The sequence below is a fragment of the Halorussus sp. AFM4 genome, from assembly GCF_051194995.1.
In the GTDB taxonomy this organism is placed as follows: domain Archaea; phylum Halobacteriota; class Halobacteria; order Halobacteriales; family Haladaptataceae; genus Halorussus.
Genome location: NZ_JBNTJT010000001.1, coordinates 1 through 23,593, shown reverse-complemented (window position 1 = coordinate 23,593; position 23,593 = coordinate 1). Strand labels below are relative to the sequence as shown.

Genomic DNA, 23,593 nt, shown 5'->3' with positions numbered 1-23,593 from the left:
CGGACGCGGGAACAGATCGGGCGAGGTGGAGAGGGAGGGAGAGGGCGGACGGGGAGAGAGGGGAGGCGGGTGGGGTAGAGAACACAGAGAGAAAGGTGCGGAGGAGAGGCGGAGGAGAAAGGGAGAGGTGAGGAGAGGGGGAAGTGCGCGGGAGGGGAGATGGGGAGGCGGCGAAGGGGATGAGCGAGATTTGGGGGCGGGATGTGGGGAGGGAGACCAGCGTGGTGGGGAGTGCGGGGGCGGTCGGAGTGGGGGTGTCAGCGGAGAGTGGACCGTCCGCGTCGAGGGCTCGTGGGGGAGGTCGTCCGCGTGCCGGGTGGAGAGCCGGGTGGGTCGACGGGGAGGGCGTCAGGTCGGGGACCGGGACGGGCGGGGTCGCGCAACTGCCACGTTCGCCTGCCGGCGCGACCGCCGCGTCCGCCGAGGGGCCCGCCGGACCGCCGGCCCGACCGCCGTCGGAGCCCGCGTCGGCGCGCCGCCTCGTCGCGTGCCATGCAATTCTCAATGCGAGACTGCCTATTCATAAAGGTGCCGACTTCGATTCAATGCAGCATTACTTATTTAAGTCTATTGGCCGCCGATGAAACGGTCGGAACGGAACGGTCGAACCGGACGATACGCCGCCGGTAAGGTGAGATTACCCCGCCGTACCGGCCGTAGGACGTATTTTCTTCGTGACAGACGGCCCATAACAAAGGCCGAACGACCGGTTGTAACCGGTACATGGCTGACCGCCCGCAGACCAGCATGGAGACCCTCTTGGTCGGGTTAGACGCGGGGTGTCGGTCGGTCCTCGAACCTCTCTTCGAGAACGGCGCGGTTCCCAACCTGGAGTCGCTGTTCGAGACCGGCGCGGCCGGCCCGCTGGAGTCCCAGGTTCCGCCGTGGACCCCAAGCGCGTGGCCGTCGCTGTACACCGGCGTCAACCCCGGCAAGCACGGCGTGTTCGGATTCCTCGCGTTCGACGGCTACGACTGGGACGTGGTGAACGCGAGCCGCGTCCGCGAGCGGACCCTCTGGGAGCTGCTCGACGACCGCGGCAAGTCCAGCGTCGTGGTCAACGCGCCGGTGACCCACCCGCCCCGGGAGTTCGACGGCGGGCTGATCCCCGGGTACACCGCGCCCGAGGACCCCGACTGCCACCCCGACGGACTGCTCGACGACGTCCGCGAGGAGCTCGGCGACTACCGCGTGTACGCGCCCCGCGACGCCGACGGCGCCGAGAAGGTCGAGTGGTACGAGCGGCTCGTCGCGATGCGCGGCGAGGCGTTCCGCTACCTCGCCGACCGGTTCGACCCCGAGTTCGGCTTCGTCCAGTTCCAGCAGACCGATACCGTCTTCCACGAGTTCCCCGGCGACGACGAGACGGTCCGGACCGTCTACGAGGCGGTCGACCGCCAGGTCGGCGAGATCCTCGAGCAGTGCGACCCCGACGTCGTGGTCGTCGCCAGCGACCACGGGATGGGCGAGTACACCGGCCACGAGTTCCGGCCCAACGAGCTGCTGCGGGACCGCGGACTGGTCGAGACCACGACCGAGGGCGAGGGGATGCCCACCTGGTCGACCATCGCCGCCAACCAGCTCCGGGACGGCGAGTCGGGGAAGCGCGAGGCCGACGACGATCCGGCGCTGCTCGAACGCGCCGTGGCCGGCCTGGCGAGCGTCGGCGTCACCAGCCAGCGCATCCGGGCCGCGCTCGACGCGGTCGGCCTCGCGGAGTTCGTGGCCGAGCGCGTCCCGACCGACGTGGCCCGCGCGGGCTCCGAGCAGGTCGACTTCCCGGCCTCCCGGGCCTACATGCGCGACCGCATCGAGCTCGGCGTCCGGGTGAACCTCGAAGGCCGGGAGCCCGACGGCGTCGTGCCCCGGAGCCGGTACGACCGGCTCTGCGACGACCTGGTAGACCTGCTCTCGGACGTCGAGACCCCCGACGGCGAGCCGGTGTTCGAGCGGGTCGCCCGGCGCGAGGAGGTGTTCTCCGGGCCCTACGTCGAGGAGGCCCCGGACGTGATCACGGTGCCCCGCGAGTACGACGAGTTCCTCTCGACCCGCGTGGGCGACGGGCGGTTCGCCCCGCCGAGCGAGCCGTACAACCACAAGCGCGACGGCATCGTGGCGATCTCGGGCGCCGGCGTCGACCCGACCGCCGACCTCTCGGACGCCCACCTCTTCGACGTCGCCCCGACGGTGCTGGCGACGATGGGCGTCCCGGCGGCCGACCGGATGGACGGGTCGGTGCTCCCGGCGGTCGGGGCGGTCGGCACGGAATCGTACCCCGCGTTCGACGCGGGCGGAGCGGTCGCGACCGACGACGGCGACGTCGAGGCGCGGCTCGCGGACCTCGGGTATCTCGAATAATGAGCGTGACAATCATCGAAAACGACGGCATCAGCATCGGACGCGCGACGGAGTTCGACCACCACGACTGGAACGACCTGGTCGAGCGGTCCCCGCAGGCGGGGGTCTTCCACTACCGGGAGTCGCTCGAGGTGCAGGCCGACCACGCCGACGCGACGGTCCACCCGCTGGTGGGGTACAAGGGCCAGGAGCCGGTCGGCGTCTTCCCGGTGTTCGAGACGCGCAAGGGCGGGATGACGATGGCGTTCTCGCCGGCGCCGGGCCTGTGGGTGTCGTACCTCGGGCCGGCGCTGCTGAACCACCGGAAGCTCAAGCGCCGCAAGCGCGAGCGCCGGAACAAGCGGTTCGTCCGGGGGTGTCTCGACTGGATCGACCGCCGGCTCAACCCCAAGTTCACGCAGGTCCGGCCCGTCCCGGACTACCGCGACGTCCGGCCCTTCGAGTGGGCCGACTTCGACGTCCAGGTGCGTCACACCTACTCGGTCGACCTCACGCCCGGCGAGGAGGACGTGCTGATGTCGTTCTCCAGCGACGCCCGCAACAACATCCGGACCGACGGCGACTACCGGGTGTACGAGGGCGGCCCCGACGAGATCGCCGCGATCATCTCGCAGGTCCGGTCGCGCCACGACGAGCAGGACGAGAGCTACGGGGTGACCCCCGAGTTCGTGACCGACCTCTACGAGCGACTGCCCGACGGCGCGGTCCGGCCCTACGCCTGCGAGATCGACGGCGAGATCGCGGGCGGGATGATCGCGCTGGAGTTCGGCGACACGGTCTACCGGTGGCAGGGCGGCGCCAAGCACGACCGGGACCTCCCGGTCAACGACCTGGTCGACTGGGCCATCATGACCGACGCGATGGACCGCGGCGTCGAGCGCTACGACCTGGTCGGCGCCAACGAGGAGCGGCTCTGCGGCTACAAGGCCAAGTTCGGCCCGGAGCTGCGGTCCCACTACACGCTCCAGCAGGGGACCCGGGTCACCAACGCGCTGTCGAGCGTCTACCAGAAGCTGCGCTGAACCGACCGCGGACCGCGACTACTCCTCCGAGTCGCTGGGGGCGCTCGGACTGCGTCCCGCCCGTCTGCCCTTCTCTCGTTTGCCCGTCCACTCTTCCCTCGCTCGCCCGTCCGTCCTTCTCTCGCCCGCCCGTCGACTCTTCTCTCGCCCGCCCGTCCACCCTTCTCTCGTCCGATTTCCGGTCGCCAGTTCGACAGTCCGGTCGGCGCCCGCGCTCGTCTGGGCGGAGGGTCGCTCGACCCCGAACGGTGACAGACGTCCCTGTCGGGGCGTGCTCGTCGCGAGAAGCGCTCACCGGTTCGCGCAGACCGTGATCAGCACGAGCCGTTCCTGCGGAGTCGCTCGGTCGCCACCGTCGCCTCCTCGGTGACCACGGCCTCGCCGCTCACGTCGATGGTCGCGTCGGTGACCGAGCACCCGTCGGCCTCCTCGACGAGCAGCCCGTCGCGGTCGCCCTCCGGGTGCTGGACGCAGAGGTTCTCGAAGGTGCAGTCGTCCCGCTCGTTGACCCGGATCGCGGTGCCCGACGCCGCGGTCCCCTCGATCCGGAGGTTCCTGGCGGTGAACCGGGTCCGCTTCGGCAGATGGTCCATGCTCGGGACGGTCTGGCCCTTCATGCTCTCGATGGGCTTCCGGACGCTGAGGGCGTAGGCGTCGACGTCGGTCCGGACGCGGGTGTTCTCCACGACCGCCTCGCCGAACTGCTTCTCGATCACGATGCCGCCCGACGAGTAGGTGCCCGTGAGGTCGGTGAGGGCGATGTCGCAGTTCTCGATCCGGACGTGGGCGCCCTCCTCGGCCCAGATGCCCCGCATGTTGGGCTTGTTCTGGGCCTGGCGCGGGTTGTCGACCCGGACGGTCACGTCCTTCACGACCGCGCCCGCGGTGCCGCCGCCGACCCGGACCTGCTCGATGCCGTTGTTGGCGTAGTAGCCGCCGACGATCCGCAGCGGGCCCTGGTGGTAGGCGGCGTACAGCCCCTCCTTCCAGTGCTCGATGCGGCAGTCCTTGAACGTCAGCTCGCCGACGCTGTCCTCGAAGACGTACACCGAGTGGCCGGTCGTCGACCCGTCGGGCAGCGAGAGCCTGTCGAACAGCAGCGAGCCCTCCGGGTCGGTGACCTCCACCTCGAAGGCGGTCTTGGGGGCGTGGCGGTGGCCCCGGACGGTCACGTCCCGGACCACGTTGTCGCCGCCCGCCACCCCGACGTGGGCGATGGGCGCGACGTTCTTGCCGCGGCAGTCGATGGTGAACCCGGCGAACAGCAGGTCCTCGAGGTCGCCCCACATCAGCCAGTAGTTCACGTCGGGCGGCGCGACCAGGGCGGCGTCGTCGCCCACGACCGCCAGGTTGCTGTAGTCGGTCACCCGCCAGCCGTCGAGGCGGTACCGGCCGGACGGGAAGTACAGCAGGGTGTCGTCGCCGACGTGCTCGTCGACCACCGGGTTGATCGGTTCCTCGCCGGACGCGTCGGCGCCGGCCTCCGCGACGTTCACGACCGTGCCGTAGTCGGTCGGGTCGACCAGGTCGTTCGTCGAGCGCGTCGTCGTCTCCGACGCGGTCGTCGTCGATCCGGTCGTCGGTTCGGCGGTCGGGGTCTCGCCCGCGGTCGTCCCGCGGGTGGTGGTCTCCGGATCGCGACCGCCGCACCCCGCGAGCGCCCCGGCCGCGATGGTCGCCCCGGCGGCCCTGAGGGCGGCGCGCCGCGTCAGACAGCTCTCGTCGTCGGTCACGCGGTTATGTCCGTCTGCCGATACTATTGTTATGGTCGTCCTGCTGCGGCCCACGCGGTCGCTGTAATCGCGGTAGGCGGTCCGTAGTGCCGGACCGTGCGGGATACGGTCCGTAGTTCCGAACCCTGCAGGGTGCGCTCCGTGGTCCCGGCCCGTGCGGACCGCCCTGCGGCACCGCGGGCTGCTCTGCGTGGTCCGTTCGGCCGACCGTACCGGCCGTCGCGGCGGGCGCCGTCAGCGCGGTTTCTCGGCCGGCCGGCCCAGTCGCAGCCGCGACCAGACCGACCGCAGCGGCGGCGCCCCGTCGTAGAGCCACAGCAGCGCCACCGACGCCAGCAGGCCCAGCTCGACCGCGAGGTACAGCGACACCTCGCCCTGCGCTAGCTCGGTCAGGTACCGGGCGAACAGCGACCGGAACATCTCGAGGAACCCGACACCGGTCTCGGCGCCCTCGACCGGGACGACCGGCCAGAACAGGAACCCGTAGTCGGCCTCCCCGCCGATCAGTACCGGGTAGAACACGTCGCCGGGGAGGTGGCTGAGGTAGCCGAAGGCGAACGCGACGCCCACCCCGGTCCTGCCCAGCCCCCAGGCGACCGTCACCGCGAGCGCGGCGACCGGTACCGCGGCGAACAGCGAGTGGGCCAGCGAGTGGCCGGAGGGCAGGACGCCGAACGTCCACGCCAGCGGCTTGTCGACCAGGTCCGGAAACTGCGTGCCCACCGCGAGCGCGACGACCGGCCACGCGCGGGGGGCGCGCCGCCCGAACAGGTGGACCAGCAGCGAGTAGCAGAGGTAGCCGACGGCGAGGTGTTCCCAGGGCCACATGGTCGGTTAGCGATCCCCCCGTGTACACGTCGTCTCGTAGTTCTGGGACATGTGAATCGTTTGGTGTCCTCCGATGAGTCCCGCGTCCGTGGTCCTCCGGGGGTCGATCACGCCGTCACGTCCACCCAGACGTGGACGTGACGGTAGGCGTTGTCGGCCGAGGGGTTCGCCGGCGGCTCGCCCTTGTAGACGAGGTAGACCAGCCGGAGGTCCTCGCCGGTCATCGTCGGCGTCACCTCGTGGGTGGTCCGCCAGCGCTCGCCCGCCCCCACGGTCGGCGTGAACGTCGCCAGCTTCCGGTCCTCCAGCACCTTCGGCCCGCCGTCGGCCGCCTGCTCGACGCGCTGGAGCTCGACCACCACCGAGTAGCTCGTCCGTCGGCCCTCGTGGTTGGTCAGCTGGACCACCAGCGGGCGGCTCTCGCCGCGGGTGAAGTTCCGCGGGTAGTCCTCCGCGACCAGTTCGCCGGTGTCGTCCTGGGAGAGCAGCGCGACGCTGGTGAAGTGCTGGCTGTCGCCCGGCGCGGCCACCGCGTAGCCGACCGCGGCGAACGCCGCGACCACGGCGATCGCGAGCCCGACGTTGAGCGCCCGGTCGAGCGGCGACCCGGTCGACAGCGCGCGGCGCGCGCGGTCGAACCACGACCGGACCGGGAGGGCGAACCGCCGGTCGGCTGGTCGGCGGAGTCGCCGGACCGCGGCCAGCACCGCCAGCCCGGTCGACAGCCCCGCGACCGACAGCAGGACGGTCGCCGGCGTCAGGCTCCACGGCGAGGCCGCGATTGCGACCCCGAGGATCGGGATCGCGGCCACGCTGACGCCGAAGCCGAGCGCCGCCCGCTCGGTCCCGACCAGCCCGTGCTGGCGGACCTCCGTCAGCGTCCGACCGGACGCGGCGTCGTCCGGCGTCGCGCCGGGGAACAGCAGCGACACCAGCGCGTACCCGGGCGCGAACAGCACCAGCGGGAGGCCCACGGCGACGCCGAGCGGCGTGCCGTAGACGCCGGGCTGGGACAGCAGCAGGAGCGAGACGACGGCGTAGCAGACCACCGCGAGCAGGTCGAGCGGGAGCGCCGGCCGCGCGAGCCGGTCGACCAGCGTCCCGTCTGGCGTTTCGTGACTCATGCGTCGGTCGGTGCGGCGGCGACGGTCGGACGGCGCGTTCCGATGGCAGTTCGACGGCTCATTACGTCCGGGGAACGCACGATTGCCACTTTGTTATCACCCGGCTGTCCGGATACAACGGGAGGTTAATCGCCGGGCGCCCGCGTCCGACCCGGTCTCGTCGCCCTCGTCTCGCGATCGTCAGATCCGCCCCAGACGCCGTCAGGAGCGACGTACGGTCGGTTCAGGCGACACATAACAAAGGGCCGACCGGCGACACGTACTCGGTAACGTTCGCCCGGGCCGTGCGCGCCCGGCGACGAGGATTCAACGGTAGAATAATCCGGTGGGACGGTTGGATACGATGTTCTGGAACGACAACGCGGCGACGCTCGAACGGAGGGACGGAACGTGAAACGGACGGTCACGGCCGCACTGCTCGCGGTCCTGGTCGCGGTGGCCCCGCTGGGCGGCGCAGCGGCGGCGGCCGGTGCCCCCGACGGCGCCGGCAACGCCTCCGGCCCGCCCGAGCGCTGGGCGAAGACGGTCGGCGGCGACGCGGACGACAAGCTGGCGACCGGGCTGAAGGTCGAGGGCGGGTACCTGGTCGTCGGCTGGTCGAACAGCGAGGCCGACGACGGGAAGCACGACGGCTACGTCGCGATGCTCGACCGGACCGGCCGGACCGAGTGGGAGCGGACCTACGGCGGGCCGGGGACCGACCGCATCTTCGACGTGATTCGGACCGGCGACGGCTACCTGGTCGCCGGCATGGAGTCGGCGAGCCCCGACGACCCCTGGACGGGCTGGGTGATGAAGCTCGGCCCCGACGGCGAGAAGCGGTGGGAGCGGACCTACGGCGGCGAGGGCCCCTCGGAGCTGTGGTCGCTGACGCGTTCGAACGGAACGGTGTACGCCGGGGGCTGGCAGGACGCCGGCGGCACCGCCGAGGGGTGGCTGATGGAGCTGAACCCCGACGGGACGCAGGTCTGGAGCGAGACCTACGACACGCTCCGGTCGGGCTCCGACGAGTACGTCAACTCGGTGTTCGTCACCGACGGCGGCGACCTGCTGCTGACCGGCACCACGAAGGGCAGCAGCGCGGACCCCGCCGACGCGTGGGTGATGCGGGCCGACGCCGGCGGCGACCTGGAGTGGGCCCAGACCTACGGCGGCGGCGAGCTCGACCGGGTCCACGACGCCACCGCGGCCGCAGACGGCGGGTTCGTGCTCGCCGGCCGGACCGCCAGCGAGGGCGCGGGCGAGGAGGACGGCTGGGTGCTCAAGATCGGCGCCGACGGGGAAAAGCGGTGGGAGCGGACCTACGGCACCGACAAGGCCGACGCCTTCTTCGGCATCCACGACGACCCCGACGGCGGCTACGTCGTCTCGGGCACGAAGCACGTCGCCGGCGACGCTGGCGCGGACGGCTGGGTCGTCAAGACCGACGCCGCGGGCCGAAGCGACTGGCAGCGGACATACGGCGCCAACTACTGGGACAAGTTCTGGCCGGTCGTCGAGGGCCACGGCGGCGGCTACCTCGCGATCGGCGAGTCGACCAGCTACGGCGACAACCGCGACGGGTGGGTCGTCCGGGTCGGCGGCCCCGCGGTCGCGGCCGTCGAGGACGCCGACGCGAACGCCTCCGGGACGACGGTCCGGCTCGGCGACTCGCCGGTCCGGGCGGTCACGCTCGCCGACGCGAACGTCTCCGGCGTGGTCGCGGTCGCCGAGCGAACCGACCTGTCGGCGCTCTCGCCGCCGGGCGACCCCCTCTACGCGGTCTCGCTGGACGGGTCGGCCGTGGCCGCGAACCGGTCGGCGACCGTCGAGTTCGCGGTGCAGACCGACGCCGTCGGGGCCGACCTCTCGGACGTCCGGGTCGCCGAGCGGACGGATAAGGGCTGGTCGGTGCTGCGGACCGAGGTGGTCCGGCGGTCGAACGGGACCGCGGTCCTCGCGGCCGAGACGCGGGGCGCCGCGACGCTGGCCGTGACCGCGGTGGCGGCGCCGACCGCGAGCATCGACGGCGAGACGGTCGTGATGGCCGGCGACTCGGCCGAGCTGTCGGCCGGGAGCTCGGTGGCCGAGAACGGGTCGCTGGCGAGCTACGAGTGGTCGGTCGGCGACCGGTCGGCGACCGGCGAGACCGCCGCGTTCCGCTTCGACGAGCCGGGCGAGCGCGCGGTGAACCTGACCGTCACCGACGCGGCCGGCCTGACGGACACCGCGACCACGACGCTCGTGGTCAACGACCGGCCCGCGGTCGAGGTCCGGACCCCCGACGGCGCGACGGTCGGGAAGGCGGCCACGTTCTCGGCGAACGTGAGCGACGCGGTCGGCGAGACGACCGTGACGTGGGTGTTCGACGCCGGCAACGTCACCGGCCGGTCGGTCGAGCACAGCTTCGGCTCGGCGGGGACCGAGACCGTCACCGTGGTCGTCGAGGACGAGTACGGCGCCGCGGTGACGAAGGAGGTCCGCGTCGAGGTGGACGCGGTCGACGAGCAGAGCGACGGTGGCGGGACGACGACCGACACCGCCGACGCCGACGGCGGCGTCCCCGGCTTCGGCCTCGGCGCGACGCTGATCGCCCTGCTCGCGGCCGCGCTGCTCGCCGGTCGCGTCAGGGAGTGAGACCGTCGGTACGGTTCCGTTGCAAACGTTTTACCGCCGGTATCGGGCCGGTAACCTCCCGTTACGAACGGGAGGGTGGTGTATACTAAAGGGGATACCGCGGCTAAAACTGGATACGCCAGACCGAACGACGGTGATCTACCCTGAGTTGGACCATCCCCACCACCGATCTCGACGAAACGTTCGAAGACGGAGAAGTCATGTTCGCGGTCGACGACAGCGGCGACGAGCGCACGACCGTCATCGCGGACGTCTCGAACGACGAAGCGTACATCGCGATGCCGTTCGCGGAGTCCCGAACCCTCTCGCAGTGGCGCTGAGTCGCCGGGCGGACTGAACCGGCGACCGGCCCGCTTCTCGCGGTGTACCGGTACTCCCGACCAGCCACCGGAGCGCAACTGCGATCCGGAGGCGGTACCGTAAATCGGAAACTGCTTTTGAGTCCGGGCGCAAGCCGGCAGGCATGGACCTCACGCTCACCCTCCTCGCGCTGCTGACGGGGTTCGTCACGGGCGCGCTGTTCACCTTCCTCGGCGTCCCGCTCCCCGCACCGCCGCAACTCCCCGGCATCGTCGGCATCGTCGGCATCTACGTCGTCTATCGGACGGTCGAGTACCTCGACGCCGGCGTCGACCTGCTGTCGATACTCGGACTGGCGGGGTAGAAGTCCGGACAGGTGCGCAAAGTGGACCGGCCAGACTGCGGCAGTTTATGTTCGACAGGTGAAACGATAAGATTTATATCTGGTTGCTCCGACTGGTGCCCTGATGCCCTCCGACACCTCCGGTCGTCCCGACCGACACGCGACGGACGTGGTCGGCGCCCGCATCGGCGCCCAGTTCGTCGACCTGGTGCTCCAGTTCGTCCAGGTCGTCGGCGTGGCCGTGGCCCTCGGGTCCCTGGTACGTCCCGAGGGGGAGGCGGCGGTCCGCGGCCTGGTCGGACTCGGTTTCCTGACCCTCCCGCTCTACGGCGGTCTCCTCGAAGGGTTCTGGAACGGCCAGACCGTCGGCAAGCGGCTGGCCGGCATCAGGGTCGTCGACCGGCGCGGCGACGACCCCTCGGTCGGCCAGGTGCTCGTGCGCAACCTCCCCGCGGTCGTCCTGTTCAGCTGGCTCACCAGCGCGGTGGCGCTGGCCGCGATCGCGACGAGCGAACGGAACCAGCGGGTCTTCGACGGCGTCGCCGGCACGTACGTCGTGCGGGCGTGACCGCCGGCTCCGGCCGGGAGCGAGTTCCGTCGGTAAAACGGGCGACGCAGTCGACGAAGCGGTCGCCGTAGCAGAACGCGAAGCGGAGACGCGGTCCAGGTCAGAACTGGGGTCGCAGTGAAAACGGGGTCGCGCTCAGTACGAGCGCTCCTTGGGCTCGTAGGTCTTGTTCTCGCCTTCGAGGATGACCGGCTTGTACCAGAGCTCGGGGTTCCCGTCGTTCCACGACAGCATCGTGTGCTTGAGCCACTCGTCGTCCTTGCGCTCCTGGTGCTCCTGGCGCCAGTGGGCGCCGCGGAACTCGTCGCGGGCCAGCGCGCCCAGCGCGATGGCCTCCGCGAGGTCGATGAGGTTGCGGGTCTCGATGGTGTGGATGAGGTCGGTGTTGAACGTCCGCGAGGGGTCGTTGACGTACACGTCCTGGTAGGCCTCCCGGACTCGCCGGATGTCCTCGAGCGCCCGCTTGAGTCCCTCCTCGTTCCGGAACACGTTGACGTTCTCGGTCATCGACTCCTGGAGCTCCGCGCGGAGCTCGGCGTGCTGGACGCCCTCGTCCTTCTCCATCAGGCGGTCGACCCGGGTGCGCTCGCGCTCGACGGCCCGCCGGACCGTCTCGTCGGGCTCGACGGCGGCGGCCCCGCCGTCAGACGCAACGTCTGACGAGGATCGCGAACCGTCGGTTCGCTCACCGCCGTCCGCGGCGACGTCCTCGTCGCTCGCGGAGACCGCGCCGGGTTCGACCGGCGTGTCGAGGTCCTCCTCGGGCTCGCTGTCGTCGGTCCGGCCGGTCGTGATCTCGGGCTCGCCGAGGTCGGTGCCCGCGGCGTGGCGCCCGGCCCGGGCGCCGAAGACGATGAGCTCGGGCAGCGCGTTGCCCCCGAGGCGGTTCGAGCCGTGGACCGACACGCAGGCGCACTCGCCCGCGGCGTACAGGCCGTCGATGCAGGTCTGGCCGTTCTCGTCGGTCTCGATTCCCCCCATCTCGTAGTGCTGGCCGGGCTTGACCGGCATCGGCTCCTCCAGCCCGTCGACGCCCTCGAAGTCGCGGGCGAGGTGGAGGATGTTCTCGAGCCGGTCGGTGATGCGCTCCTCGCCGAGGTGGCGCATGTCGAGGTAGACGTACTCGTCGTCGACGCCGCGGCCCGCGTTGATCTCGGTGAGCTCGGCCCGCGAGACCACGTCGCGGGAGGCGAGCTCCCCGTCGTTGTTGGCGTAGCCGTACTCGAACATGAACCGCTCGCCCTCGGCGTTGTAGAGGATGCCGCCCTCCCCGCGGACGCCCTCGGAGATGAGGACGCCGGTCGAGGGGAGCGTGGTCGGGTGGAACTGGACGAACTCCATGTCCTCCAGCGGGACGCCCGCCCGGTACGCCATCGCGGCGCCGTCGCCGGTGTTGGCCACCGCGTTGGTGGTGTGGTCGAACACCTGACCGAGGCCGCCGGTCGCGAGGATGACGCCGTTGCGCGCCTTGAAGCCCTCGATCTGGCCGGTCTTGATGTCGTAGCCGACCACGCCGTGGCACTCGCGGTCCTCGGGGTCGTCGTGGTCGGTGACCGCGAGGTCGGTGACGTACCACTCGTCGTACACCTGGATGCCGCGCTTGACCACCTGCTCGTACATCGTGTGGAGCATGTGGTGGCCGGTCTCGGCGCCGGCGTAGGTCGTCCGGGCGAAGGATAGCCCCCCGAACGGGCGCTGGGAGACCCGGCCGTCGTCCTCGCGGGAGAACGGCATCCCCCAGTTCTCGAGCTGGATGGTCTCCTCGGGGCTGTCCTGCGCCAGCGTCTCGATGGCGGGGGCGTCGCCGAGGTAGTCCGACCCCTTCATCGTGTCGTAGGCGTGGAGCTCCCAGTCGTCGCCCTCGCGGAGCGCCGCGTTGATGCCGCCCTCGGCCGCGCCGGTGTGGCTCCGCACGGGGTGGAGCTTCGTGACGATGGCCACGTCCGCGCCCTCCTCGTGGGCCGCGATGGCCGCCCGGAGGCCGGCGCCGCCGCCGCCGATTACCAGAACGTCGTGTTCGTGCATGGTTGTGATTCTGTGTTTGTTGTTCGAGCTACCAGAACTTGAGGTTCTGCTTGACCGCCTCTCGCTTGAGTTCCTGGATGTGCTCGGTCAGCGGGATGTCCTTCGGACAGACGTTGGTGCAGGAGAACTGGGTCTGGCACCGCCAGACGCCGTGCTCCTGGTCCATCACGTTGAGCCGGTGCTCCTTGACGTTCTCGCCCTCGCGCTCGTCCATCGCGAACCGGTAGGCCTTGTTGATGGCCGCCGGCCCGAGGTACTGGTTGTCCCCGGCCGCGATGTTACAGGAGGACATGCAGGCGCCGCACCAGATGCACCGCGTGGACATCTTGATCTTCTCGCGGTTCTCGCGGGTCTGGCGGTACTCCTCGAGGTCGCCGTCGGGCTCCTCCTCGGGCTGGAAGAACGGCTCGACCGCGTGCATCTGGTCGTAGAAGTGCTCCATGTCCACGACGAGGTCCTTGACCACGTCCTGGTGGGGCAGCGGCTCGACCCGGACCGGCTCCTCGAGGTCCGAGATCTGGGTCTGGCAGCCGAGCCGCTGGCGGCCGTTGATGAACAGCGCGTCGGAGCCGCAGACCGCCTGCCGGCAGGAGTGCCGGAACGTCAGCGTGGTGTCGTAGCGGTCGCGGGCGTAGATGAGCGCGTCGAGCACCGTCATCCCCTTCTCGCGGGGGACGGCGAAGTCGTCGAACCGCGGCTCCATCTTGCCCTCGACCTCCGGGTCGTAGCGGAACACCTTCAGCCGGAAGGTGTCGCCCTCGACCTCGGCGGGCGCGCCCGACACCGACTGCTCGCGCCGGGCGTCGCGGTCGGCCCGGCGGCGGTCGCCCTTGGAGGCGCCCTCCTGCTCGACCGACGACTCGGCCTCGTGCTCTGCGCTCTCGGTTCTCCCTCGGTCTTCCTCTGGTAGTTGCGTGCTCATGTTGTTACATCACTCCCGACATCACGAGTGCGAGGTAGACGCCCTGACCCGCCAGCGCGAGGCCGGCGATCGCGAGGACGCCCTTCACCGCGGTCTTCTTGGTGCCCGTCAGTCCCTGGTTCAGCAGCGCGGCGTAGACGCCGTTGACGCCGTGGAACGTCGCGGTCAGCAGGAACAGCACCATCGTGACGAGGTAGCCCCACTGCTCCATCCGGGCGGTCGTGCCGGCGAACGTCACCTCTGAGGCGTGGTTGACGAAGTGGAGCAGGAAGAAGTGGAACGCCAGGACCACGACGAGGAACGCCGCCGTCACCCGCTGGAGGAACCACGAGGCGCTCCCGCTCCGGAACGAGGAGTAGCGCTCGGCCATCTCAGAACGCCCCCTCCAGGAACGTCGGGATGGACGCCAGCACGATGACGCCGGTCACGACCAGCGACGCGTAGAAGCTCTTGTCCTGCTGTTCGAGGCCGAGACCCAGGTCGACGAACAGCAGCCGGACCCCGTTCAGGATGTGGAAGACGGCCACCGCCAGCAGGCCGACCTCCATGACCCGGACGACGAGCAGGCTCTCGAGCCCCTGGATCGTGTCGGTGTACGCGTTCGAGCCGGAGATGAAGGTACTCAGCACGGCGATGTGCGTGAACAGGTAGCCGATGAGTACCCACCCGGTGAACTTGTGGAATATCCAGGCCCACATCCCGGCCGTGAACTCCCGCCACCGGCCGAAGTCTTCGATGAGGCCTCGATTGTACGATTGACTCATACTTGTCCGTTCGGGACTGTGGACTGTGGGCAAATAGAAGTTTCTACCTACTGCCGACTGTCACGGCCGCACCGCCACTCGTTTTCCGGCTGACGTATCGCGCGACGGTCACCGGTCGACCGTGGCGACGTCTCGCGGACTCGGGCGTCGCGAGAACTGACAGCGACGGGAGCAATCACTCGGTGAAGCGGGGGTCGACTCGCGAACGCGAGGAGAGAACGGCGGGGTCGGACGGAGCGGCAATGCGATCGTCGGCGAGTCCGCAGTGACGCGGTCGTCGTCCGGTACAGGACGTCACCGCGCGCTCGGATTCGCGGGCGGCGGCGTCGTGGTCTCGACGGTCTCGTTGCGCGCGCGGTCGCGCTTGAAGGCCCGCCGGGTCTTCGCCGACAGCTCGACCATGTGGCACAGCGGGTTGCCCGGGTAGACGACCGGGTTCTCCAGCACGCCGACCAGCAGCCCGGTGAAGGGGGCCTCGACGGGCTCGCTGTCGGTCTTGAACGGATTGGTGATGGTGCAGATGGTGTCGCCCTCGTAGACCAGCGACCCGCGCTCGTGGTGCATGTCGACCAGGCCGCCCGCGTCGGCCCGGATCCATGTCTTCTCCTTGTCGTCGTCGATGATGGTCCGCCATCCGGGCCACTTCACCGACCCCGTATTGTGGACGCCGTACTCCGCGAGGACGCTCTCGACGCCCTCGAGGCCGCGGTCGATGAACTCCCGCTGGAACCGGTGGGCCTCGCCCATCTCGATGGTGATGGTGGGGATGCCGAAGTCGGTCGCTTCCCGGCGGAGCGTGCCGGTTGGTCCCTCCGAGGAGATGACGACGTTCGAGCCGAACGCCTTGGCGAGGCGGGCCACCTCTGGGTCGGCCATGTCGGCCCGGACGTGGAGCATGTTGGTCCGGCCCCGGGTCGACGTGTGGAAGTCCAGCCCGATGTCGCACGGCGAGACGAAGTTGCGGAAGATCTGGTAGGCCATCCGCTTGGCGCTGGTCGACCCCTCCCGACCCGGGAACGACCGGTTGAGGTCGCGGTCGTAGATGGGGAGGTACCGCTCCTGGGCCAGGAACCCCGGCACGTTGAGCACCGGCAGACAGACCAGCGTGCCGCAGAGGTCGTCGTGGTTCCACTCGTGGGCGACCTCCCGGACCACCTCGATGCCGTTGAGCTCGTCGCCGTGGGCGGCCGCCGAGAGGAACACCGTCGGTCCGGGCTCGGCCCCGTTGACGATGGTGACCGGGATGCGGACCGGGTCGCCCAGGTACGTCTCGCTGATGCCGTACCGGATGTTCTGGGTCTCGCCCGGTTCGACGATGCCACCGTTGTAGGTGAACGCGTCCGGGTCTCCGTCCGAACCGGTCATGCCACCCACTCGGACCCGACCGTACATAAAGACGCGGCAGACGGCGACCGGCGCCGGAGATCGCGACGCTGGAGGTCGACGGTCGGCGCAGCGGACGACCCGTCAGACCTCCAACTGGCGCGCAGTATCTCATTTTTTAAGGAACGACGACGTACGAGGAAGTACAATGACTGCAGACGGGTCAACGGCGCGGGTCGGGGTTCTCAGTCTCCACAACAGCAAGGAGACCAAGGCGATTCTGAACGCGATCGAGGACCTGGGGCACGAGCCCTTCTGGCTCCGGGAGGAGAACACGGCGATCGGGGTGCGGGACGGGGAGGTCAACCTCGAACCCGACGTGGACATCGTGGCGAACCGGCTGCTGCTCTCGAACACCGAGCAGCCCTCGGAGGCGCTCGGGCTGGCCAAGACCTACGACTCGGTGCTGCCGGTGCTCAACGACCCGAGCTCGGTCATGACCGCCATCCACAAGTTCTCGACCGCGACCGCACTCGCCGACGCGGGCATCCAGGTGCCCGACGCGCTGCTGGCGCTGTCGAACGACCGGCTCAACGACGGTCGGGGCGACTTCGGCGAGGAGGCGGTGTACAAGACCGCCATCGGGACCCACGGCGGCGGCACGTGGAAGGTCGGCCCGGACGAGCTGGTCAACCCTCGGGTCGGCGACCGCCAGGCGTTCCTCCAGGAGCTGATCGAGCGCGACGAGGGCGAGCACCGCGACCTCCGGGTGTACGTGGTCGGCGACCGCATCGTCGGCGCGATGAACCGGTACGCGCCCGAGAACGACTGGCGGACCAACGTGGCGCTGGGCGGCGACGTCGAGGACGCGACCGACAAGCTTCCCAGGGAGGTGGCCAACATCGCCCGCGACGCCGCCGAGATAATCGGCCTCGACTACGCGGGCGTCGACCTCATCGAGGGCCACGACGGGTGGTACGTCCTGGAGGTCAACCCCACCGCCGGCTTCAAGGGCCTGTTCAAGGCGACCGGCCGGAGCGCCGCGCCGTACATCGCCCAGCTTGCCATCGAGCGCGCCGGCGGCACCGTCGACGAGGGAGTCGTCGAGGACCTGACCGTCTCGCTCGACGACTCGGTGCCCGCCTGCAAGCCCCGCCCGAAGGAGACCGGCGCGAGCGAGCCCATCGTCATCGGGTACACCGAGGAGGTCATCCTGAGCGGCACCAGCGGCTCGGAGACGGTGGTCGCCAAGTCCGACACCGGCGCGACCCGGACCAGCATCGACACCAAGCTGGCGGCCGAGATCGGGGCCGGCCCCATCAAGAGCATCGCGAAGGTCAAGTCCGGCAGCAGCAAGTCGAGCCGGTCGCGACCGGTCGTCGACGTGGTGGTCGGCGTCGGCGGGAACCGCCACACGGTCACCGCGAGCATCGAGGACCGGAGCCACATGGACTACCCGGTGCTGCTCGGCCGCGACATCCTGAAGCACTACCAGGTCAACGTCCAGAAGCGCGTGGACGACGAGGAGGAGACCGAGGAGGAAGAGGAGTAGCGGCCGACCCCGGCAGACCGGTAGGATATCCAACCGTATCTTTTTGCCGGTGGCCGTCGTGCTCCCGGCAGCCATGAGCGACCGTCCCGCCAGACAGACCCGCGCGGCGACGAGCCGGCGCCGGCAGTCGTGGTCCGGCTGGGGAGAGGGCCGGGTGGAGGAGAAGGACGGCGTGGGCGTGTTCCTCGACGACGTGACCTACGCCTTCGCCGACGTCTCGGTCCCGAGCATCCCGGTGCTGTACGCGCTGCTCGTGGGCGAGGGTACCGCGTGGTTCGGGCTCAAGGCGTTCGCGCTGGTCGCGTGGCTGACGATGGTCGCGGGCGCCGCGCTCGTCCGCGGCGGGTGGGTCGCGCCGCCGGCCACCGACGCGCCCGGCTGGGTGGCGGTGACGCCCTGGCTGGTCGCGCTCCGAGTCGTCTATTACAACGCCACGCTCGCACTGGCGGCATACGGCGGACGCGCGCTCGCCGCGGCCTGGTCGCCGGTCGCGGCGGTCGTCCTCGCCCTCCTCGTCGGCGCGGTCTCGGTGGCGCTGTTCCCGCGGATCGCCGAGTCGTTCTACGCCGTCGTCGCCGAGTGACCTCGTCGCGCCCGCGCCGGAGGGTCCCGGAGGCGACACGAAATCCCGGATTCGGCTGGCAACGGGACGTTACGCGACCCGTTCCCGGGTGGCCACACCTCCTCTGCCGACGGGAAACCGCAGGCTAATCCGGCTGGGCCCCCTACGTCGCCGCCGATGACCGACGAAGCGATCGCCGAACTGCGGACGGACGCCTACCTCGGCCCGCTGGTCGAGGAGTACGGGCCGCTGACCATCGAACCCGCCGACGACTTCTTCCGGCGGTTCGTCGTCTCCATCCTGCGCCAGCAGGTGTCGATGGCGTCGGCGGCGGCGACCCGCGAGCGGCTGTTCGAGGCGGTCGAGGTGACCCCCGAGGGGATCCTCGCGGCCGACCCCCAGGTGCTGCGGGACGCCGGGCTCTCCCGGCAGAAGACCGAGTACGTCCGGAACGTGGCCGAGGCGTTCCTCGAGGAGGGCTACTCGCGGGCGTACTTCGCGGACATGACCGACGAGAAGGTGGTCGCGGAGCTCACGGCCATCACCGGCGTGGGGGAGTGGACCGCGAACATGCAGCTGATGTTCTCGCTCGGTCGCCCGGACGTCTTCCCGGTGGGCGACCTGGGCATCCGGAAGGGGATGGAGGCGCTGTTCGACGCCGACCTGACCCGGGCCGAGATGGTCGAGGCGGCCGAGCGGTGGGCGCCGTACCGGAGCTACGCGAGCCTCTACCTCTGGCGGGCCGACGAGGACATCACCGAGAGCGTCGGCGAGGTCACGGGCCTGTAGCGCCCGACGCGACGTCGGGCCGACGTCTCGGAACGCGGTTCGCGAGCGTAATAGAGAATCGCCAGGAGGGCCGAAACGCGGAGAACCCCCGGTTCCACCCCGAACGCCGCAAGACGGCGCCGCCGACCGGGCGAGGCCGGCAGTCGGTACGCGGACCGACGGGACCGAACGACGGAGGCGCCCGGGCTCAGGCGACGTTCTCCTCGCGGGCGGCGATGTCGAGGTACTCCACGAGCGGCGCGTCGCCGCCGTCGAGCGTGACGTAGCCCTCCTCCTCGTCGAAGGCGACCGCACCGGCGTCGGCGAGGCGGGGGAGCTGGCTGTGGTAGAGGTCGGCCAGGACGCGGTCCTCGTCGGTCGGCTCGTCGCCCTCGCTCTCCCACTCGGCGACGCGCTCGGCGAGCTCTTCGAGCGTGGCGGCACCGTCTCGGTTCCGGAGATGGTAGAGGACGTACCGCCGTCGCCGGTTCGAGAGGAGGTCGAGCGCGGCGTCCAGGGCGGGAGAGACGCCGTGTCCGCTCCCGGGGCGACCGTCGGACACGTCCGGAGCGTTCGAGTTCATCATACACTGCTTACTGGTGACTCCGGGACAAAAAGCACGGCACCTAAACGATTAGGGGGTGTTACAACGGTACGATACGCGAGGTTTTACCGGGAGTGAATCTACTGGTAACGGCGGTAATTCGCGGTTACGACATTCGCTGACTGCGTTACGCGCACGCGTCGCGCGAGACAGTCACCACCGGTCGGAAACCCTTAATCCCCGCGAGCGCCAATTACCACCTGCGTACCTCAAGTCCCCGCCCGAGCGGTCCCGCCTCGGGAGCGATGACAGCGCGGAGAACCCGGGTACGCGACAGACCAGCGGTCAGTCACGCCCCAACGTGACCGCCCGGCACGAGGGTTTGCCAGCAGACGCGGCGCGCCGCCTCGGGATGACGCTGGAGGTTAGTGTTCCGGGCGACACTCCACTTCGCGAGTAGCCGTGCGAGTACGTCGTGCGGTCGCCGCGGGACTGGGCTTTTACTCTTCAGGCGCCTACCGTCGGTAATGACGCTCCGGCAGAACCGGGAGCAGCGCGAGCGGCCGGTCGAGACGGCCGCCGGGGACTCCGACGCGGCGCCGCCCGCGATCGCCGTCGAGGGACTCCGCAAGGAGTTCGGCAGCGGCGCCGACGCGGTCACGGCGGTCGACGACGTCTCGTTCGCGGTCGAGGCGGGGACGGTCGTCGGCCTGCTCGGCCCCAACGGCGCGGGCAAGACGACCACCATCAAGTCGATACTGGGGATGGTGCTGCCCGACGCGGGGAGCGTCCGCATCCACGGCGTCGACGTGTACGAGAGCCCGCGCGCGGCGTACGCCCGCGTGGACGCGATGCTCGAAGGCGCGCGCAACGACTACTGGCGGCTGACCGTCCGGGAGAACCTCCGGTACTTCGCGACCATCGGCGGGGTCGACCCGGACTCGATCGCCGACCGCCACGACCGGTTGCTCGAGAAACTCGACCTCGCGGAGAAGGCCGACGTCCCGGTCCGGAGCCTCTCGCGGGGCATGAAGCAGAAGGTGTCGCTGGCCAGCGTCCTCGCGAGCGGGGCCGACGTGGTCTTCCTCGACGAGCCGACGCTCGGGCTCGACGTCGAGAGCTCGCTGACGCTCCGCCGGGAGCTCCGGCGCATCGTCGCCGAGCGCAACCTGACCGTGGTCGTGAGCAGCCACGACATGGACGTCATCGAGGACATCTGCGACCGGGTCGTCATCATGAACGAGGGCCGGATCGTGGCCGACGACACCGTGGGGAACCTCCTGCGGGGCTTCGACACCCGGGGGTACTGGATCACCAGCCCCGACATCGACGGACCGGTGCTGGCCGGCGTCCGCGACCGGTTCGACGTGACCGGCGTCGAGCGGTTCGGCGAGCGCACCCGCGTCGAGGTCGCGACCGACAGCGACGGGTTCTACGAGCTGATGGCGTCCCTCCGGACCCGCGACGTGTCCCTCGACGCCGTCGACACCGTCGAACCCGACCTGGCGGAGGCGTTCGTCGAGCTGACCGGAGGCGGACGGCGATGACCGACGGACGGCGCGTCGACGCGTCGGACGCGACCGGCGGGCCGGTGGGCCAGCTCGGTGGGTCGTCCGGTGACCCCGACGAGCCGCGTCGGGCGGGCTACCGCAAGCTCGCGCGGGCCGTGCTCTACCGGGAGTACCTCGTCTTCGTCCGCTACCCCGCCAACGCGGTCGGGGGCGTCGTCGTCTCGCTGTTCTTCTTCGGCCTGCTGTTCTACGGCGGGCGGATGGTGGCCGGCCGGGCGCTGACCGACTCGATGGCGGGCATCGTCGTCGGCTACTTCCTCTGGACGCTTTCGGTCGGCGCCTACTCGGCCATCTCGAACGACATCGGCAGCGAGGTCCAGTGGGGCACGCTCGAGCGCCACGTGATGACGCCGTTCGGGTTCGCCCCCGTCGCCTTCGTCAAGGGCGTCGCGAAGGTGGTCCGGACGTTCCTCACCTCGGCGGTCGTCCTGGCGGCCATGCTGGTCATCACCGGGACGACGCTCAGCGTCGACGTCCTGACGGTCGTGCCGGTCGCCGTCCTCAGCGTCGCCTCGGTGCTGGGGCTAGGGTTCGCGGCCGGCGGCGTCACGGTGCTGTACAAGCGCATCGGGAGCTGGCTCAACCTGCTCCAGTTCGGGTTCGTGATACTCATCTCCGCGCCGGCGTTCGACCTCGGCTGGACGAAGTTCCTGCCGCTGGCGCTGGGCAGTTCCATGCTCCAGCGGGCGATGGTCGACGGGACCCGCCTCTGGGAGTTCCCGCCGGCCGACCTCGCGGTCCTCGTCGGCACCGCGGTCGGGTACGTGGTGCTTGGCTACGCCGTCTTCGAGTTCGCGACCCGGCGGGCCCGACGGCTGGGGGTCCTCGGCGACTACTGACGGCCGGCGGTCTCGCCGGTCACCGTTCGTCCGTGCCCCGGAACTTCACGAGTCCGTCTCTACCCACGGAACTTCACGAACGGCACGGGTGGTTCGAACAAACGCGACGGGAGAACCGGCGACGCCGGACGGGGTCCGGTCGCGATCGACCGCAAAAACTGCGTCCCGTGTCCGCTGCAGCACGCGACAACGGGGATCCGTTCGGGTGGCGGGCGGGGACGGGGTGACCGCTGGAGGGCCACGTTCCCCTCCACGCGCTGCTTGCACATATATCTGCGCTAAGCCTCTCGTGTGAAAATACTCGAGCGTCGGAACTCTCCACTGACAGTAGATTTCTCTACTTTAGATGAGGAAATCCAGGACGGGTGCAGTAGACCGGGAATGTAGCAAAGGTAACAAGGGAACGGTGCGGTTGTACGCGTATGAGCGACGACGACCGCGTCGTCGAGTTCGTCACCGGGTCGGCCGCCCGAACGGAGGTGCTGGCGGCGGTGACCGGGGGGACGGGGTCGACGGCCGCGATTCTCGACCGCGTGCCGGCCAGCGAGTCGGCGGTCTACGGCGCGCTCGCCGAGCTCGAGGACTGCGAACTGATCCGCAAGGTCCGGAGCGATCGGTGGGAGCCGACCGGGACGGGCAGGATCGTCAGCGAGGTCATCGACGAGCAGCGGCGGACCGAATCGGTGCTCCGGACCGACTCCGAGTACTGGCGGACCCACGACGCGACCGCGCTGCCCAGGCTCTTCCGGACCTCGCTGTCGGCGCTCGCGGACGCCGACGTCGTCCGCGCGACCGACACCGACCCGAACCGCGTGGTCCGGGAGGTCCGGAGCCGCATCGAGTCGGCCGACACGATCGACATCGTCGCGCCCATCTACCACGACGAGTACGTGGCGGCGCTCCGGTCGGGCGGCGACACGTCGGCCCGCCTGGTCCTGGGTACGGCCGTGATCGACCAACTGGCCGACGCCGAGGACGGCTACGAGGAGATGCCCGAGACGGTCGACGTCCGCGTCCGACCGGTCTCGTTCGCGCTGACCGTGACCGACGACTGCGCGCTGCTGTCACTGCCGCGGCTCGACGGCTCCTACGACTCGCGGACCGAAGTGATCGCGGAGTCCGACGAGGCGAGGGAGTGGAGCCGGTGGCTGTTCGAGCGGTACTGGACGACCGGGATCGACCCGGCCGACCACCTCGACTCGCCTCCGTCAGAGTAGGCGCTTGAGTCGGATTCCACTCCCTGGCCAGCAACGCTCGCCGGTCGTCGGTGACCGCGACGACGTTCTGGCCTCTCTCGTCTTTCAGTCTTCGTCAGGTACGCGTACGCCCGCGAGTAACGCCCACTTACTGTGGGACGGCGTCGGGGTCGCCGCGTGCAAACGCACCGCACTGCGGGTGCGATTCGACGGGCTTAAATCAGTCCGGGGCATTCGTGATGATGGACGCGGCGTCCCCGGGTTCGACGGCGAACGCGGGGGCGTCCCGGATTCCGAATCCTTAAGTAGGGCTGTGCCCTACCAAGGAATCCGAAGCGATGTGGCGGCGGGACGTTCGATTCGTCCCGCTGTCTCGGGCCGGACGGCTTCGATGGGTTTATACCCGGTCGAAGCATACGTCCAGGTCCGAAGGAAATGAGGATTCCACCCCTGCGGTCCGCCGTACACGATGGGATCTGATGTTAGCCCTGGTAGTTCGGTGATACTCGGTCGGTCACACGACCAGTGTCGTCGAATCTACGGAACCATAGCATTCAATTGCTTCCGCCAGAGACCCACCGAGCTCTTCGGAGCTCGGCAACCATTCCGGTTGATCCTGCCGGAGGCCATTGCTA

At 69.9% G+C, this 23,593-nt stretch carries 21 protein-coding genes; 12 read left to right on the top strand and 9 right to left on the bottom strand.

The window, feature by feature from the left end; all coding sequences use genetic code 11:
- Positions 1 to 723 precede the first annotated feature (723 nt).
- Positions 724 to 2,358, top strand: coding sequence for an alkaline phosphatase family protein (locus tag ACQUQF_RS00105; protein ID WP_435174347.1), 1,635 nt, complete (start codon positions 724 to 726; stop codon positions 2,356 to 2,358).
- On the top strand, positions 2,358 to 3,380 hold the full coding sequence (locus ACQUQF_RS00100) for a lipid II:glycine glycyltransferase FemX (protein ID WP_435174343.1): 1,023 nt from the start codon (positions 2,358 to 2,360) through the stop codon (positions 3,378 to 3,380). The genes ACQUQF_RS00105 and ACQUQF_RS00100 overlap by 1 nt, the downstream gene beginning before the upstream one ends.
- Positions 3,381 to 3,694: 314 nt before the next feature.
- On the opposite strand, the gene ACQUQF_RS00095 is transcribed toward ACQUQF_RS00100, so the two are convergent.
- The 3 genes from ACQUQF_RS00095 to ACQUQF_RS00085 form a co-directional block, all read right to left on the bottom strand.
- Positions 3,695 to 5,113, bottom strand: a complete 1,419-nt coding sequence (locus ACQUQF_RS00095; RefSeq protein ID WP_435174340.1) for a hypothetical protein — start codon at positions 5,111 to 5,113, stop codon at positions 3,695 to 3,697.
- Between the two features lie 234 nt (positions 5,114 to 5,347).
- The gene (locus ACQUQF_RS00090) at positions 5,348 to 5,941 is read right to left on the bottom strand and encodes a metal-dependent hydrolase (RefSeq protein WP_435174337.1); all 594 of its coding nucleotides are present in this window, start codon (positions 5,939 to 5,941) and stop codon (positions 5,348 to 5,350) included.
- 107 nt (positions 5,942 to 6,048) lie between these two features.
- Positions 6,049 to 7,065: a DUF1616 domain-containing protein gene (locus ACQUQF_RS00085; RefSeq protein WP_435174334.1), complete on the bottom strand. Its 1,017-nt coding sequence runs from the start codon at positions 7,063 to 7,065 to the stop codon at positions 6,049 to 6,051.
- Positions 7,066 to 7,455: 390 nt separating this feature from the next.
- Here ACQUQF_RS00085 and ACQUQF_RS00080 point away from each other — a divergent pair, with 390 nt between their 5' ends.
- The 4 genes from ACQUQF_RS00080 to ACQUQF_RS00065 all read left to right on the top strand — a co-directional run bounded on the left by ACQUQF_RS00080 (position 7,456) and on the right by ACQUQF_RS00065 (position 10,892).
- Positions 7,456 to 9,681, top strand: a complete 2,226-nt coding sequence (locus ACQUQF_RS00080; RefSeq protein WP_435174331.1) for a PKD domain-containing protein — start codon at positions 7,456 to 7,458, stop codon at positions 9,679 to 9,681.
- A gap of 143 nt (positions 9,682 to 9,824) precedes the next feature.
- Positions 9,825 to 10,001, top strand: coding sequence for a DUF7556 family protein (locus ACQUQF_RS00075; RefSeq protein WP_435177570.1), 177 nt, complete (start codon positions 9,825 to 9,827; stop codon positions 9,999 to 10,001).
- 143 nt (positions 10,002 to 10,144) lie between these two features.
- A complete protein-coding gene (locus ACQUQF_RS00070) occupies positions 10,145 to 10,345 on the top strand; it encodes a XapX domain-containing protein (RefSeq protein ID WP_435174328.1) in 201 nt (66 codons plus the stop codon).
- 103 nt (positions 10,346 to 10,448) lie between these two features.
- Positions 10,449 to 10,892: an RDD family protein gene (locus tag ACQUQF_RS00065; RefSeq protein WP_435174325.1), complete on the top strand. Its 444-nt coding sequence runs from the start codon at positions 10,449 to 10,451 to the stop codon at positions 10,890 to 10,892.
- 135 nt (positions 10,893 to 11,027) lie between these two features.
- On the opposite strand, the gene ACQUQF_RS00060 is transcribed toward ACQUQF_RS00065, so the two are convergent.
- The 5 genes from ACQUQF_RS00060 to ACQUQF_RS00040 form a co-directional block, all read right to left on the bottom strand.
- Positions 11,028 to 12,917 carry an FAD-binding protein gene (locus tag ACQUQF_RS00060; protein ID WP_435174322.1) on the bottom strand — a complete coding sequence of 630 codons (1,890 nt, stop codon included), beginning with the start codon at positions 12,915 to 12,917 and terminating at the stop codon, positions 11,028 to 11,030.
- 28 nt (positions 12,918 to 12,945) lie between these two features.
- Complete coding sequence (locus ACQUQF_RS00055; protein WP_435174320.1) at positions 12,946 to 13,839, bottom strand: succinate dehydrogenase/fumarate reductase iron-sulfur subunit; 894 nt, start codon at positions 13,837 to 13,839, stop codon at positions 12,946 to 12,948.
- 4 nt (positions 13,840 to 13,843) lie between these two features.
- Positions 13,844 to 14,209 carry a succinate dehydrogenase gene (locus ACQUQF_RS00050; RefSeq protein WP_435174318.1) on the bottom strand — a complete coding sequence of 122 codons (366 nt, stop codon included), beginning with the start codon at positions 14,207 to 14,209 and terminating at the stop codon, positions 13,844 to 13,846.
- A gap of 1 nt (position 14,210) precedes the next feature.
- Positions 14,211 to 14,603: a succinate dehydrogenase, cytochrome b556 subunit gene (gene sdhC / locus ACQUQF_RS00045; protein WP_435174316.1), complete on the bottom strand. Its 393-nt coding sequence runs from the start codon at positions 14,601 to 14,603 to the stop codon at positions 14,211 to 14,213.
- Between the two features lie 294 nt (positions 14,604 to 14,897).
- Complete coding sequence (locus tag ACQUQF_RS00040) at positions 14,898 to 15,968, bottom strand: succinylglutamate desuccinylase/aspartoacylase family protein (RefSeq protein WP_435174314.1); 1,071 nt, start codon at positions 15,966 to 15,968, stop codon at positions 14,898 to 14,900.
- A 166-nt stretch (positions 15,969 to 16,134) separates the two neighbouring features.
- Here ACQUQF_RS00040 and ACQUQF_RS00035 point away from each other — a divergent pair, with 166 nt between their 5' ends.
- The 3 genes from ACQUQF_RS00035 to ACQUQF_RS00025 all read left to right on the top strand — a co-directional run bounded on the left by ACQUQF_RS00035 (position 16,135) and on the right by ACQUQF_RS00025 (position 18,829).
- Positions 16,135 to 17,478, top strand: coding sequence for a RimK/LysX family protein (locus ACQUQF_RS00035; RefSeq protein ID WP_435174312.1), 1,344 nt, complete (start codon positions 16,135 to 16,137; stop codon positions 17,476 to 17,478).
- A 73-nt stretch (positions 17,479 to 17,551) separates the two neighbouring features.
- Positions 17,552 to 18,061: a hypothetical protein gene (locus ACQUQF_RS00030; protein ID WP_435174310.1), complete on the top strand. Its 510-nt coding sequence runs from the start codon at positions 17,552 to 17,554 to the stop codon at positions 18,059 to 18,061.
- Positions 18,062 to 18,217: 156 nt separating this feature from the next.
- Complete coding sequence (locus ACQUQF_RS00025) at positions 18,218 to 18,829, top strand: DNA-3-methyladenine glycosylase family protein (protein ID WP_435174307.1); 612 nt, start codon at positions 18,218 to 18,220, stop codon at positions 18,827 to 18,829.
- 187 nt (positions 18,830 to 19,016) lie between these two features.
- On the opposite strand, the gene ACQUQF_RS00020 is transcribed toward ACQUQF_RS00025, so the two are convergent.
- Positions 19,017 to 19,394, bottom strand: coding sequence for a DUF7344 domain-containing protein (locus ACQUQF_RS00020; protein WP_435174304.1), 378 nt, complete (start codon positions 19,392 to 19,394; stop codon positions 19,017 to 19,019).
- 485 nt (positions 19,395 to 19,879) lie between these two features.
- Here ACQUQF_RS00020 and ACQUQF_RS00015 point away from each other — a divergent pair, with 485 nt between their 5' ends.
- From ACQUQF_RS00015 to ACQUQF_RS00005, 3 genes are all read left to right on the top strand, one after another.
- Positions 19,880 to 20,899 carry an ABC transporter ATP-binding protein gene (locus ACQUQF_RS00015; protein WP_435174301.1) on the top strand — a complete coding sequence of 340 codons (1,020 nt, stop codon included), beginning with the start codon at positions 19,880 to 19,882 and terminating at the stop codon, positions 20,897 to 20,899.
- Positions 20,896 to 21,762 carry an ABC transporter permease gene (locus tag ACQUQF_RS00010; protein ID WP_435174298.1) on the top strand — a complete coding sequence of 289 codons (867 nt, stop codon included), beginning with the start codon at positions 20,896 to 20,898 and terminating at the stop codon, positions 21,760 to 21,762. The genes ACQUQF_RS00015 and ACQUQF_RS00010 overlap by 4 nt, the downstream gene beginning before the upstream one ends.
- A 422-nt stretch (positions 21,763 to 22,184) precedes the next feature.
- A complete protein-coding gene (locus ACQUQF_RS00005) occupies positions 22,185 to 22,979 on the top strand; it encodes a helix-turn-helix transcriptional regulator (RefSeq protein ID WP_435174295.1) in 795 nt (264 codons plus the stop codon).
- Positions 22,980 to 23,593 lie beyond the last annotated feature (614 nt).